This is a genomic window from Mesorhizobium sp. M5C.F.Ca.IN.020.32.2.1, from assembly GCF_004023105.1.
GTDB lineage: Bacteria > Pseudomonadota > Alphaproteobacteria > Rhizobiales > Rhizobiaceae > Mesorhizobium > Mesorhizobium wenxiniae.
In genome coordinates, this window is the sequence record NZ_RZSX01000062.1 from 1 (window position 1) to 13,511 (window position 13,511).

A 13,511-nucleotide genomic window follows, 5' to 3' on the forward strand; every position below is an offset into this window, starting at 1 on the left:
CGGTCCGCAACTTGTATTTCACCCATCCTTTTGACCGGCCGGCCAGGTGCTGCTCATAAGCAAGGTCATGGGCGAAAGTCATTTGCCTCTCAACCTTGAGACCAGAAGTCTTCAGCAGATTTTCGAACGTCAACGGCGTGTAGAAATTGATGTGCCCAAACGGCCCGGACATCCGAATGGCGCGATTGAGGTTTCTCGTATGCTCCAGCGGCACCTCGATGTAGAGCTTCTTGCAGACCCTCGCCGCTTCCATCAAAAACATCCGTTCGTGCTCGACATGTTCGACGACGTGGATGGCGAGACCGAGATCGAACGACTTGTCGGGATGAGGGATGTGGTAGCCGTCAAAGATATCCAGGCTGGCTAAGTTCGCGACATTCCTGGCCTTGATGGCCTCGACGCCACTTGTTGAAATCTCGACGGCTCCAAGAGTCTTCCCGAGACCTTTCTTGTTCAGCTTGTCCAGAACGGCACCTTCGCCTGCGCCGATGTCCAGGATCTTGTCGAAGGTCTCCCCCCGGAGGATTGCTTCTATATGGCCGACTGATTGCTGCGAAGCAATTTCGCGTTTCGCGGCTACTTTGCCATCTGCGTAGTAATCATCATAGATCCCTATAATGCTGCCGGCGTCCGCCATAGAGAAATCCTCCTAAGGATCACCCCCGCCAAGCCAACCGTGCCATAGTGCGCGAACCGCGTCCAGTGCGGACTAGGCGCCTCCCAGCCACACTTCGACGATCCTTCGGCATCGTCCTTAGGCACTGTGATTCCTCGACAATAAGTTCGGGTCATTGAACTGTTAGGATCTTCTTTCCGACGATCACCCATTCCTCGCCCTCTTCAAGCGTCGCGATCACTTTACCCTTGCACTGAATAGCGAATGGCGTGGCCTTATCCCCTTTCCGCGACGTATTCGATGAAGCGCAATGCATTGCCGTCGTGGCCGGCGTCGTTGAAGTGCAGGCCTTCTTGATAGGCCCCCGAGCTGATGTAATCGAACCCGTCGATCGGGATCGTCGGCACATTGCGCGACCGGGTAGGTTTGGCGGATCGCGCCAAGCGCTGCGTCGTATGTTCGGCCGCCCGTATAGCTGCCATCCCAAGGCGAGGACGGGGGCGTCGGCGGCGCCAGGGCCGCTTCCAGCGTGTTGATGATCGACGTGATGTTCGTTGAAATCGTCGCCGGCGGCGTGCCAAAGCTGTCGTTGATGCCCAGGGCGAGGACCGGCACGATCTTGCCGCCAGCATAGCCCCATTGTGCGACCGCAGAAGCAAGGCGCGGCGCGTTGAAGGACGCGAATGTATAGCTTCCGTGCGCGGCGCGCGGCGTCCGCAGACGCGGGCGCGAGCCGGCCGCCTTTATGCCGAGACGGATAAGCCCGGTGATCTCCACAGGTCCGCCTGCGACCGTCAGGGTATAGTTTCCGCTCGCCGCCTGCCCTGTCAGGGACGGGCCGGAATATTGATCGAGTGCCAGAGCACCGGCAGCGTTCACAGTCTTTGTAGGCCGCGCCGCCGTTGAAGGCGAAGGCGAGCGAGCCTTGACCGGCGTCCTGGGTGTGGTGGACGCCGACCTGTTCATAGGCGCCCGTGAACGCCAGGGACGCACCATCCGCAAGGATGATGCTTTCGCCGAGCGGCCCGCGCGTTCCCGTCGAGACGGTTCCGCTGGTCGTGACGCCATAGAAGGCGGGCGTGTAGGTAGAGCTTGGCCGCAGCGCCGTCATGCCCGGTTCATCGTCAGCAATACTGACATTTGCGAACTGCGTGACGCGATTGAACCAGTGTGCGGGGCGGTTGCTGGCCAGCGCCCAATGACAGCCGGAACCGCTTGCCCCGGCATTAACTTCGGTAATGTAGCCATCGGACGGCGTTTGCATGACAACGCTGTAGTTCGACGGGGTATTCGTGCCTGTGTTGACCAATGACGGCCAGCCAACAACCTGCTCTGATCCGACAATATCAGCCAGTTCGTTTGCGCTAGCATAGGCAGCACGCGACTTGACGCCGATTTCGCCCGTGGGACAGAGACCCCGGCCAGTAATAGACAGAAGTGTTAGTGATAGCCGTGCCGCCGACCGAGCCGGTAATGGCAACCGGACCCACCGTCCGCGATCCGATCAAGGCGATGACTTCCGCCGCTGACGCGCGAACGCCCGTGTCGATGGCAACCGGCCCCGCCACTACGTTGTCCATTCCGAGGATACCGGCGCCGATTTCGGTCCAAAAGTATTCACCAACCTCAACATTCCGGGCAAGAACCGGTGGGGCGCTGGCGCCAGCGAGGCCGGCTGACGCGCCAAAGCTAAAAGCAGGCGCGGTGGTATAGGAACCCGACGCCGTGATGAGGATCATAGTGACTACGCCGCCAGCGACGATGAACCGACCGGCAGCGCCAGAGCCAACACCGCCAGTAATGGCGAGATCGAATGTCCCATCGGTCCCGCCAGCACCGCCCACGAGCGCACCGCTACCAACGATACCAAAGCCGACCGCCCACACGATCGTCGGGAAGATGCCCTTGCCATACAGGGACGCGTCGCGCCGCCTGGGCGCTGGCCAGATTGGCCGCGGTTGCTACGACATCGGCGGCGGTTTGTCCGGCATTGGCGGCGGAGGTGGAGGCGCTGGCAGCTGCCTGGCCGGCACTGGCCTCAGTGGCATCCTTCAGCACCTTCGTTTCTCGCGCAGCGCTTCCGCCTCATCGACAACGTCTGAAATGTCGGGCGACACAAACGGGATAATGGCGATGGCGTCGGTGCCCACGACCGGCTCGTCGGCCGTAAACTGAAACACCCGGTCGACATTGACTGTCCCTATCTGGGTGTGGACCGTCGTTCCCTTCTGCAAGGTGCGGGCGGTGCGGGCATCGCCGGCGCGAAGCCATTCGCCTTCGCTCACCGTGTAGATCCCGTTCTTCGGCGGGTCGGACTGGTCCTTGACCAGCACGCGGTCGCCAACCTCGCATGGTACGCCGTCGATGGTTTTCAGGCCATGAAGGAGGATGTTGGCTGTGGTCGCCAGACGCACGGGTTCGCGTTCGCCGGTCAGAAGTCGAACGGCGGCAGTTGCAGGTCGGGCCATCAGGCTTGCTCCATGAAAAAAGCCTCGGCGAAGCGAGGCTTAAAAGTGCTCTATGATTTCAGCGCGCACCACAGGACCTGCCCGTCGATTGTCGATGCCAGCCGCGACGATCGCGTCCGAATTTGCGGATGCGCAGGCTACGAATATCACGTCAGTTTTCTGCTGTCTGCCGAGATTGCGCTTTCTAGGCGGGCGTAGTTTAGCAGTCGCTTAGCACCTGTCATTTCAGCCGGTCTCAGATCAGGTGAGTTTAGGTGCCGGCACCTCGTGTTTAAGACCTAAGCGCCGTCTTCGACGAGAGCGGACGGATCAATACTCCTCGGACTTGACTCGCGAAGCTGGCGCGGCGTCGGCGTCTTGAGGGCCACCTGGACTCGCCTTCGAAGCCACTCCGGAGGAACTGGCTGGCAGATGAAGGTCGGATCGGCGTCGAAAAAACGTCCGGAGGTACAGATGGAATGCGGTGAGGTCGGAACCATGCGCTGTTTAACGGCGAGCAGTCTCGGCACAAAGCGACACAGCCGCCGCCACAGGCCTTGTGCGGACGGCTTTGCGAAGACATGAAACAGCGCGGCCGGATCGATCCGTGTTGCGTGGACAAGCGGAGCGATGGCCGCGCCTGGCGACGTGCGGGCGGCTTCGATGCCATAATACGCTGACGCCACGCCATCGGACCAACGAAACAAGAAAGACGCTAGCCTGGGATGTCGCGTGCGGACTGTTTCAAGGACGATCCGGTGCGACGTCAGCATGGCGACATACCTGGTCGACATAGAAGATGGTGATCGCCGGTAACCAATCAGATACTCGGGAACGACATCATAATCGCAGATCGCGGCAATGTTGAGCTGCATCTGCAAGTCTTCGGCTCCTTGCGCCCCTGCGGCTCTGAGCGACGGGTCGTATCCCCCGGTTGCCGTAAGAACTGATCGCCTGATTAGCGGTGAACTTGCATTGCCGATAAAATTCTCAACCAGCAGCCAGTTGTGAACGTCCCCGCGAGCGAGAATTGGTGGGGAGCATTCTATCACCAAATCATCATCATCGATGACCCTATACCATGCGTAGACAAGGCCGAGAGACGGCCGCGATTGAAAGAGGCCGTGCTGCTTCTCCAGCTTTGTCGGGTGCCACACATCATCCGCATCAAGTGGCGCTATAAATTCACCCTTCGCCGCATCAATTGCCAGGTTTCTGGCGACAGCAACCCCTTGGTTCTGCTGTCTCAGAAGAGAAATACGCGGATCACTGGTTGCAAACGCCTCGACGATCTCAGCGGTCCGGTCGGTCGACCCGTCATCGACAACTATGATCTCCAGCTGGTTGAAAGTTTGCGAGGCGGCCGACTGAAGGGTGTGTCGGATGGTCTTTTCCGCGTTGTAGGCAGGAATGATGACGGAAACTGCGGGTTGCATATCGAAAAAAGCCTGCTTTTGATGAAGGATGAATGCCACCGGCCTAAATACTAGCATGCTCGAGCGGGATGGTATCAAGCCGCCTGTCCCTACCGGCTACTTCAACATCTGAGAATTCGCCCGGTATTCGCACTTACGGCGGCGACATGTGCTAATATGCTGGTTTCACTCAGCCGAAACTCGTGGATGCCTTCATGCTTCCTCATTTCGCTCACATCCGTGCCCGTGGCCTCATGGTCTTATTGCCATCAACTATATGCTTGAACACTCACATGTATCGCGTTTCTGCCGATCGGGATGGCATCCGCGATCGGACGTGACCGTGGTTTTTACTGTTCCCGCGGCGGGAGAACGATGGTGATCCCGCGCGTTCTCCTGCAGCTTCGTCGGCTGGTGCGGCGTCGACGCCTGCGCCGTGCTCCCATCATACTGATGTACCATCGCGTTGCAGATATCGCCGTCGATCCGTGGAACCTAGCCGTCCATCCGGCGAGGTTCGACGAACAAATCGAAGCGCTGACGCGGAGCCGGCGGGTGGTGCATTTGCATGAGCTGTTCGATGTCATCGCACAGGGAAAGCCAGGCAAACCGCTTGCGGTTGTCACGTTCGACGACGGCTATCACGACGTCTACAGCAACGCTCGCCCTATCCTGCAGCGTCACGACTGCCCGATGACGCTGTTTGTTGCGACGGGAGCAATAGGAAGCGGCAGAGAATTCTGGTGGGATGCGCTCACGCGCATCTGTCTTGAGACGCCTGAACTGCCTGACCAACTCGACATCACGATCGAGGGAGGCAGGCATCACTGGCCTATCCCGAAGATGGTGGATCAGGCCGGCCGTGACAAAGTCTACCGGGAGGTGTGGTCGGCGCTCCGAACGCTGCCGTATGAGCGGCAGAACGCACACGTCGAAGACATTGCGAAATGGGCGGGCGTTGGCCTCGACGCCAGGCCAGAGCACTGTATTATGACTCCCGCGGAGGTTGGTGACATCAGTGACGACCTGATCACGATCGGCGGTCATACTGTCAGTCATCCCACGCTTCCGGCCCATTCCTTCGCGACCCAGCTTCGCGAGATCGTCGACGGCCGTTCGGCCTGTGAGCAAATGACCGGAAAACGCGTCCTCTCTTTTGCATATCCATTCGGAGACCATGACGCTCTGTCGGTAGCTGCCGTCAGGGAAGCGGGATTTGAGTTCGCATGCACGACGCGCGCCGGGTGCGTTGCGCCCGAGGCAGACGTGCTGCGTTTACCTCGATTGCATGTCGGCAACTGGTCAGGGGACGAATTTTTGCGAAAAATCGAGGATCATCTGTTCTGATGAACGCACAGCAGACTACCATTATCACTCCTCGACGCGGCTGGTTTGACCTCGATTTCTGGCACCTGTGGCGCTATCGCGATCTGCTGCTCCTGTTCGCGATGCGCGACATCAAAGTCCGCTACAAGCAGACCTTGCTTGGTCCGGCTTGGCTGATCCTGCAGCCCCTGGCGCTTACCGCAGCCTTGACCACCGTCATCAGCGGTATCGCGGGCATTTCAACCGGTGGCCATCCCGCGCCAATCTTTTATCTGACAGCGCTGGTGCTGTGGTCGTATTTTTCCCAAGTCGTCTCCACCGCGAGCCAGGTCTTCATTGCTAACGGTCATCTTTTCAGCAAGATCTACTTCCCGCGACTCGTCGTTCCCGTGTCGTCGCTGCTGTCGAACAGTGTGGCTCTGGCGATCCAGCTTGGCGTCGCATTGGCCTTCTTGCTCTGGTACCAGCTGACAGGAAAAGTGGACGGGTTGTCGTGGCGCCTCGCGCTCTTTCCGCTGGTGATCATCCAGATCGCGGCATTCTCGTTGGCTGTTGGGCTTTGTCTAGGAGCGTCAACCGCGAAGTACCGCGATACAGCTCATATGACTCCGTTCCTCATTCAGATCTGGCTGTTCGTGACGCCGATCATCTTTCCTTTTTCGGCTATTCCCGAGCAGTACCGGACGCTGACTGGATTTCTGAATCCGCTCGCTGTCATAATTGATGAATGGCGCTGGTGCTTCTTCGGCACTTCGGCAGTCGGTGCGCCACAAATCGCTGCAGCGCTTGTCACGACCTCCGTCGTGCTGTTCATCGGCGTCGTGATCTTTCAACGCGTCGAACGAACGGCCATGGACATGCTGTGAAGAGAAATGACAACCCTTGCGGCCCCGTAGAGAGTGAAGGTCGCGCTTCGTCGGCCGCCGCGCATTCTGCACAATGGGCACGACGCCGATGCCATTGATCTCCGTCATCACGCCTTTCCTCAATGTCGAGCGGTTTCTTCCGGACGCGATCGAAAGCGTGCGCGTGCAAACCTTCACCGACTGGGAAATGCTTCTTATTGACGACGGATCATCCGACGGGAGCGTTGCAATCGCGGTGGCTGCAGCAACCGGCGATCCGCGGATCCGTTTCATTCGATCGAACGGCCAGCGTCGCGGCGCCGCCGCGGCGCGCAATGCCGGAATCGCGGCGGCGTCGGGCATGTTCTTCACGTTCCTGGATGGCGACGATATATTTGAGCCGGAAAAATTCGAGACGGAACTTGCGATCTTTGATGCGCATCCTCGCGCCAAGGTCCTTTACGGACCGACCCTGTGGTGGTTCCCCGATGAGCCGCACAGGAACTGGACCGACTCGATGCCACGCCAATCGGGCCGTCTGCACATGCCGCCCGACCTGCTCGACCAGGTCATCGTGCGCCAGCGGGCTCATGTGCCGTGCATCTGCTCGATCATGGTTCACCGCGAAGCTTTGGTGGCGGTGGGCGGCTTCGATGAGGCGTTCGAGCTCTACGAAGACCAGACCCTTCTAGTGAAGCTGCTGTTGCGCTATCCGGTATTCGTGACATCCACGCCCACCGGCCGATACAGGCAGCACCTCGATTCGACATCGGCCAAGGCGACTGCTTCCGGCATCTACGATCGACTGCGCCCGCATGCTGCTCGCATCGGCTTCCTCGAATGGGTTGAGATGCATGCGTCGGCCTCGGGATTGATGACGCCGGAGTTGCAGCGGGCGCTCCGCATCGCATTTGCGCGCTATCCGGCCCAGCGTCGGCCCCTGACACTTCGCGATAGGTTTGACCTCGCCATCGAAGCCGGACGCCGGTTCGCCCGGCGGCTGACGCCACGCCGCACCCTGTCGAAGGTGTTCAAGCTGCTGACGAGAGCACGGAAGTAGTGGGCGGGATCGGTGGCGCGGATTGGATCGCGACCGAGCCTGAGATGTCTGATACTAACGATACCGTTTTACGTGAATGACAAGTCGCATCGCCTCGCTGGGGGCGACGTGCTAAAACGAACGAGTGTCCATCATTTCTGTGCCAAAATTCTGTTTGTGAGGCCTACGGTCGCGTTCGATTTCTGGCAAACACCAGCCCGTTGCCTCTCTGCGAAGCTAAGGAGAATTTGGCTGTTTCATGATCGCAGTCGTCATAACAACTTACAACCATACTCGCTTTCTCGAGGAAGCCATTCAGAGCTGTCTTCATCAAAGCCGGCCGATCGATGAAATTATTGTCGTCGACGACGGATCCACCGACAATCCGGCATCGGTTGTCGAGCGTCATCCAGGCGTGCGCCTGATCAGGCAGGAGAATTGCGGGCTCGCGGCCGCCCGAAACACCGGACTGGCGGCTTCCAGATCCGATTACATCACCTTTCTGGACGCGGATGATCGTCTCCTTCCAAATGCCATGGAGACGGGCGTGCGAGTGCTGGTTGCGCATCCAGATGCGGTTCTCGCTTACGGAGCTCATCGCTTCATCAATGGAAGCGGTGCGATCGAGTCAGACAAGCATCACGTCGCGCTTGTCGAAGATCCTTATCTTCAGTTACTGCGGACGGGAAACTTCATTGCGATGCATGCGACCGTGGTTTATCGGCGGGAGAGGCTCGCGGCCATAGGCGGGTTCGACGTTTCAATGCGGTCCTGCGAAGACTATGAGCTATTCTTGCGAATCGCCCGGCGCGGTTCGATTGTAACGCACGACGATGTCGTCGCCGAATATCGCATGCACGGCGACAACATGTCGAGGAATCGATCGATGATGCTCGCTGCAGCATTGTCGGTGCTTGACAAGCAGTTGGCAGGTCCGGTTGACGACGATGTGCGTCTTGCAGTCCGCGATGGTAGGCGGTTCTGGAAGACCTACTATACCGGAGAGGTGACTACTGATGCCTTGCGCGCGATCCGCGCCGAACCCGCCAAAGCGATTCGCATGCTGCGTCAGGCTTTGCAGATGTCGCCGCCGATCACGCTGCAAACAGCGGCATTTAAGATAACACGCAAGGTCGGCAGGCATGTGCAACGGCTGCTCGGCGCTTCCGGCGCTGATTGGCGGGCTCCGCGCGTCGGTTCGGTGCGGTTTGGGGATTTCGCACGCACGATGCCGATGAGCCACTCATTTGGATATGATCGCGGCAAGCCAATAGATCGGTATTATATCGAGAATTTCTTACAATTGAATGCGGCCGACATACATGGCCGTGTGCTGGAAATCGGCGATAACAGCTACACGATGCATTTTGGCGGTGCTCATGTCGTCAAGAGCGACGTGCTGCATGTTGATCCCGATGATCCAAACGCGACCATCATAGGCGACCTGTCGCAGCCCGGAGTGCTGCCGTCAAACGCCTTCGATTGCATCATCCTCACGCAAACACTTCATCTGATCTTCGACATGTCGGCCGCGGTCGCTGCACTGGCCGAAGCGCTCAAGCCCGGGGGCGTGCTGCTGCTAACTGTTCCTGGCATCACCGCGGTCGATCGCGGCGAGTGGGGCAGCACGTGGTTCTGGTCATTGACGCAGGCGGCGTTGGCGAAGTTGCTTGCGAAATCCTTCAGCACGGCGAACATGGCGCTCGAAACCCACGGCAACGTCTTTGCGGCAGTTTGTTTTCTCCAGGGACTCGCCAAGGAAGAAGTTTCTGACCAGAAGCTCGACGTCCGGGATACCGCCTATCCCATCGTTGTCACGGCGCGCGTCGTGAAGGACGGGCTGACCCCGGATCAACCCGGCGGCCGAACCACAAATGTGACGGCTTGAGATCGATGACAGAATTGCCAGCCGTTGAGGTCCGAGGACTTTCCAAGCGCTACCGGCGCGGCGCCATCGGCGTGCGCTCATTGCGTGAGGAGGTCGAACAACTTGTCGCGCGTTTGCGCTCGCGGGAAGCCCAAGCTTCCCTCAACGAATTTTTCGCCATCAAGAACATCACTTTTTCCGTTCCGACTGGCACCGTGTGCGGTATCATCGGACGCAACGGCTCGGGAAAGACCACGCTGCTCAAGGTTTTGACCTCGATCACGGCTCCGGATGAGGGCGAGGCGGTGATGCGAGGCCGAATCGGAAGCTTGCTGGAGGTAGGGGCCGGATTCCATCCGGATCTCGACGGGATCGAGAACATCTACCTCAACGGCGCGATCCTGGGCATGAGTAAGGCCGAGATCACGCGTAAGCTAGACCGGATCATCAAATTTGCCGATATCGGCAGCTTTCTCGAAACGCCGGTCAAGCGTTATTCGTCCGGCATGTATGTTCGGCTTGCCTTCGCGATCGCTGCTCATCTGGAGCCGGAGATTCTCGTCGTCGACGAGGTGCTTGCTGTCGGCGATGCTGAATTTCAAAGGAAATGTATCGGCACGATGAAGAACGTCGCGGGTGAAGGTCGGACCGTGCTGTTCGTGAGCCACAACATGGCCATGGTTCGGCAGCATTGCACAAAAGCGATTTATCTGGACCGCGGCCTTCTGAAGGATTTTGGCGAGGCATCATCGATCATCGATGCGTACCTGTCGAACACCGCCTCGAGCAGCAACGGTTCCGAGCGCGTTGGCGATGAAGACCTCTGGATGCAGGTGGCTATTGTGTATCCGGGTACGCGCGAGCGATGCAGCCAACTCAAGTTTGGCGGCGATTACGATTTTGTGCTGAAGCTGGGCGCGAGGAATTCGTTTCACCGAAGCGTGGTTCATATCCAGATTTTTGATCAGGAAGGCAACTTGATCTCTGTGCTCGAAAGCCTCGCGGAAGGTGTTGGCCAATTTGACATAGTTGGGCAGGCCAAGGTCGTATTCAGCGTGCGATCGTTGGGATTGTTGCCAGGCACTTATACCGCTGGAGCGGCTCTCTATGCTTGGGGAGAGGATGACCCGGACCTCGCAAGCGAGAACTTGCTAACGTTCGACGTTGTTGCAGCAACAGTCAATGACTCCTATTGGCCATATCTGAAAGAGCACGGGATTGTGCGACTGTCGCATTCTGCCCAGTTGCTTAAGGTGGATTGAAGGCGCGTGGAGTGACGTCCTGGCGAATGAATCTTCGATGTAGTTCAATCCGTCGACCGCGCGACCGCACGCTGAAATCAATCGCGCGCGTCCTGCAAAGACTGAAGGACAATCCGGGCTTGCGGGAAGGCCTCGGTCAGGCACCGCGGAGACGAATGGAGGAAAAATTTCTCGCTTGCCGCAACCGCCGCTGCTCTCGATCGCCTATTGACCAGGCGGTAGCGCTCTTCCGCAAAAAGGATCGTCACGACCGGCTGCGATACCAGGCCAGCGCCGTTTCGACGATCCGGTCGATTCCGGATTGCTCAGGCATCCAGCCGAGTTCCCGGGCCGCCTTGCCGGCCGCGGCTACAAGCGCAGGAGGGTCACCTGCCCTGCGCGGACCGTAGGCCACCGGAAGGCGCGTTCCCGAAGCCCGGCTCACCGCCTCGACCAACTCGTTCACCGTAGTTCCGGTTCCGGTCCCGAGATTGTAGACGTGGACTCCCGCATCGCGCAGAAGCTTCTCCCCTGCCAGAACATGCGCACGGGCGAGATCGGTGACGTGGACATAGTCCCGCACAGCGGTTCCGTCCCTTGTGTCGAAGTCGGTGCCATTAATGGTGAAAATCCGGCCCGACCTAACCGCCGCCTCGATAGCGAGCGGAATGACATGCGTTTCCGGTTCATGCCGCTCACCGATGTCGCCGTCCGGATCACATCCGGCAGCGTTGAAATACCGGAGCACAACCGCGTTGAGGCCATGGGCATCCGAAAGATTGTCCACCATTCGTTCTACGATGAATTTCGACCATCCATAGGGATTGATGGGCGACTGCGGATGCGTTTCGTCAATCGGAGAACGAATCGGAACCCCGTAAGACGCGCAGGTGCTCGACAAGATCAGCTTGTCGACGCCGATCTTCAGCATTTCCTCGAGCAAGACCAGCGTCCCAAAACTGTTATTTCGGTAGTAGAGTTCCGGGCGCTCGACGGACTCGCCGACATAGGCGTAAGCGGCGAAATGCGCCACCACATCCGGCCGATACTGGTGCAGCGCTCCTGCCACCGCTGCGATATCGCAAATATCGCCCTCGACAAGCGGTCCCCATTTGACCGCGTCGCGCCAACCGCGCGAGAGGTTGTCATACGCAATGACCGACCAACCGGATTCAGCGAATGCCTTGCAACAGTGTGAGCCGATATAGCCCGCCCCGCCAGTGACCAAGACTGTTTTCATTCGGCTGCAGCGGACGGAGCATATCCCGATGAGACCAAGTCATCGAAATAGGCAATGGTGGTGACGAGACCATCGCGCAATGCAATTCTTGGCTTCCAGTTGAGATCGCGCAAGGCACACCCGATATTAGGCTGTCGCTGCCTTGGGTCATCGACGGGCAAAGGTAAAAACCTGATCTCGGATCGGCTTCCGGTAAGTTCGATCACGAGATTGGCAAGTTCGAGCATCGTGAATTCGACCGGGTTGCCGAGATTGATTGGACCGGTAACATCGTCGACCGTGTCCATCAGGCGAACCAGACCGTCGATGAGATCATTGACGTAGCAGAATGAGCGTGTCTGCTGGCCGGTGCCGTACACGGTTATCGGCTTGTTTCGTAGTGCCTGCACGATGAAGTTGGAAATGACGCGGCCGTCGTCCGGACGCATCCTCGGACCGTAAGTGTTGAAGATACGCGCTACCTTGATCCGCAGCCTGTGCTGCCGCCAATAGTCGAAAAACAGGGTTTCGGCACACCGCTTGCCTTCGTCGTAACAGGAACGGGGACCTATCGGGTTTACCCTGCCCCAATAGTCCTCGGTCTGCGGGTGAATCTCGGGATCGCCGTAGACTTCAGACGTGGACGCCTGAAGGATCTTTGCGCGAACCCGCTTGGCGAGGCCCAGCATATTGATCGCCCCATGGACGTTGGTCTTTGTCGTCTGGACCGGATCGAACTGATAGTGAACCGGGCTTGCCGGGCAAGCAAGGTTGTATATTTCATCAACTTCTATGTAGAGCGGAAATGTCACGTCGTGGCGAATGATCTCAAAGGATCTGTTGTCGAGCAAATGCGAGACGTTTCTCCGACTTCCTGTGAAGAAATTGTCGACGCATACAACCTCGTGGCCTTCAGTAAGCAACCGCTCGCATAAGAACGATCCCAGAAAACCTGCGCCCCCCGTCACCAAGACTCGCTTTGCCTGCTGCATTTTTGGGGTCCTCACGCCAGTTCTTTACGCAATCGAATGCGCAAAGCCCTGCGGCGAGGATAGGAAAAAAATGCTGCCCCGCAAACACAAAATGTTAACGCAATTGAAATTGTCGCGTGAGGTGTGCGAAAAAAATACGCGAAAAATCCGTTCATTCGCCCGTTTTTGACGGTTTTCGCCCGAACGTCGGCCTTGCCGGCATGAACGCGCCGCGCTGCATCATGATCGATTGCTAATTAAGGAAGATGGGTACTGCACAGTCTTGACCCGGCTCCTATCACCGCCGAAGAACGCCTCGCGACTGGGGGTCAAAAGCTGACATATGCGATGTCCACTTTCGACCCCTGCATCCTCTCTCCGCCGTGCTACGCCGGTTGCAACTCGCTGCGCGGCAGCCGCGGGAAGGCGATCGCCACCGCAACCGCGCCGAGCCCGACCAGGGCCGAGCCGATAAACAGCCAGGAATAGCTGGCATAGGCATCGAACACCATGCCGCCGGCGAGC

13 protein-coding genes and 1 pseudogene are annotated in these 13,511 nt (G+C 58.5%); 6 read left to right on the top strand and 8 right to left on the bottom strand.

Translation table 11 applies throughout. The features are described 5' to 3' along the window. The 4 genes from EOA86_RS05150 to EOA86_RS05165 all read right to left on the bottom strand — a co-directional run. Positions 1–637, bottom strand: a 637-nt coding sequence (locus tag EOA86_RS05150; protein WP_164891563.1) for a class I SAM-dependent methyltransferase, incomplete at its 3' end; no start/stop codon positions are given. Between the two features lie 216 nt (positions 638–853). After that, positions 854–1,393: a hypothetical protein gene (locus EOA86_RS05155; protein WP_127208817.1), complete on the bottom strand. Its 540-nt coding sequence runs from the start codon at positions 1,391–1,393 to the stop codon at positions 854–856. 587 nt (positions 1,394–1,980) lie between these two features. Further along, entirely contained in the window at positions 1,981–2,502 is a 522-nt protein-coding gene (locus EOA86_RS05160; protein WP_128340893.1) for a hypothetical protein, read from the bottom strand. A 165-nt stretch (positions 2,503–2,667) separates the two neighbouring features. Beyond that, positions 2,668–3,084 (bottom strand): hypothetical protein, encoded by a 417-nt coding sequence (locus tag EOA86_RS05165; RefSeq protein WP_127208818.1) that lies wholly within the window; start codon positions 3,082–3,084, stop codon positions 2,668–2,670. A 12-nt stretch (positions 3,085–3,096) separates the two neighbouring features. Here EOA86_RS05165 and EOA86_RS05170 point away from each other — a divergent pair, with 12 nt between their 5' ends. After that, positions 3,097–3,282, top strand: a complete 186-nt coding sequence (locus EOA86_RS05170; RefSeq protein WP_127208819.1) for a hypothetical protein — start codon at positions 3,097–3,099, stop codon at positions 3,280–3,282. Positions 3,283–3,362: 80 nt separating this feature from the next. On the opposite strand, the gene EOA86_RS05175 is transcribed toward EOA86_RS05170, so the two are convergent. After that, positions 3,363–4,538, bottom strand: a complete 1,176-nt coding sequence (locus EOA86_RS05175) for a glycosyltransferase family A protein (protein ID WP_164759522.1) — start codon at positions 4,536–4,538, stop codon at positions 3,363–3,365. 315 nt (positions 4,539–4,853) lie between these two features. Here EOA86_RS05175 and EOA86_RS05180 point away from each other — a divergent pair, with 315 nt between their 5' ends. From EOA86_RS05180 to EOA86_RS05200, 5 genes are all read left to right on the top strand, one after another. Further along, positions 4,854–5,825: a polysaccharide deacetylase family protein gene (locus EOA86_RS05180; RefSeq protein WP_164759523.1), complete on the top strand. Its 972-nt coding sequence runs from the start codon at positions 4,854–4,856 to the stop codon at positions 5,823–5,825. Next, on the top strand, positions 5,825–6,670 hold the full coding sequence (locus EOA86_RS05185; RefSeq protein WP_164891564.1) for an ABC transporter permease: 846 nt from the start codon (positions 5,825–5,827) through the stop codon (positions 6,668–6,670). The genes EOA86_RS05180 and EOA86_RS05185 overlap by 1 nt, the downstream gene beginning before the upstream one ends. Positions 6,671–6,758: 88 nt before the next feature. Next, positions 6,759–7,709 (top strand): glycosyltransferase, encoded by a 951-nt coding sequence (locus EOA86_RS05190; protein WP_164891565.1) that lies wholly within the window; start codon positions 6,759–6,761, stop codon positions 7,707–7,709. 238 nt (positions 7,710–7,947) lie between these two features. Further along, positions 7,948–9,576, top strand: coding sequence for a glycosyltransferase (locus tag EOA86_RS05195; RefSeq protein WP_128340896.1), 1,629 nt, complete (start codon positions 7,948–7,950; stop codon positions 9,574–9,576). A gap of 5 nt (positions 9,577–9,581) precedes the next feature. Further along, positions 9,582–10,817, top strand: a complete 1,236-nt coding sequence (locus EOA86_RS05200) for an ABC transporter ATP-binding protein (protein ID WP_128340897.1) — start codon at positions 9,582–9,584, stop codon at positions 10,815–10,817. Between the two features lie 244 nt (positions 10,818–11,061). Here the strand turns inward: EOA86_RS05200 and galE are convergent, their stop codons facing one another. From galE to EOA86_RS39970, 3 genes and pseudogenes are all read right to left on the bottom strand, one after another. Then, the gene (galE, locus tag EOA86_RS05205) at positions 11,062–12,036 is read right to left on the bottom strand and encodes a UDP-glucose 4-epimerase GalE (protein WP_128340898.1); all 975 of its coding nucleotides are present in this window, start codon (positions 12,034–12,036) and stop codon (positions 11,062–11,064) included. Continuing rightward, positions 12,033–13,007 (bottom strand): UDP-glucuronic acid decarboxylase family protein, encoded by a 975-nt coding sequence (locus EOA86_RS05210; protein ID WP_206523252.1) that lies wholly within the window; start codon positions 13,005–13,007, stop codon positions 12,033–12,035. Before EOA86_RS05210 ends, galE begins: the two co-directional genes overlap by 4 nt. 365 nt (positions 13,008–13,372) lie before the next feature. Beyond that, positions 13,373–13,511 (bottom strand): annotated as a pseudogene (locus EOA86_RS39970) (MFS transporter); the annotation flags it as partial.

Coding starts and splice junctions, on each gene's coding strand:
- EOA86_RS05165 (WP_127208818.1), bottom strand. CDS start 3,084: ATGGCCCGACCTGCAACTGCCGCCGTTCGACTTCTGACCGGCGAACGC.
- EOA86_RS05170 (WP_127208819.1), top strand. CDS start 3,097: ATGAAAAAAGCCTCGGCGAAGCGAGGCTTAAAAGTGCTCTATGATTTC.
- EOA86_RS05180 (WP_164759523.1), top strand. CDS start 4,854: ATGGTGATCCCGCGCGTTCTCCTGCAGCTTCGTCGGCTGGTGCGGCGT.
- EOA86_RS05185 (WP_164891564.1), top strand. CDS start 5,825: ATGAACGCACAGCAGACTACCATTATCACTCCTCGACGCGGCTGGTTT.
- EOA86_RS05190 (WP_164891565.1), top strand. CDS start 6,759: ATGCCATTGATCTCCGTCATCACGCCTTTCCTCAATGTCGAGCGGTTT.
- EOA86_RS05195 (WP_128340896.1), top strand. CDS start 7,948: ATGATCGCAGTCGTCATAACAACTTACAACCATACTCGCTTTCTCGAG.
- EOA86_RS05200 (WP_128340897.1), top strand. CDS start 9,582: ATGACAGAATTGCCAGCCGTTGAGGTCCGAGGACTTTCCAAGCGCTAC.
- galE (WP_128340898.1), bottom strand. CDS start 12,036: ATGAAAACAGTCTTGGTCACTGGCGGGGCGGGCTATATCGGCTCACAC.
- EOA86_RS05210 (WP_206523252.1), bottom strand. CDS start 13,007: ATGCAGCAGGCAAAGCGAGTCTTGGTGACGGGGGGCGCAGGTTTTCTG.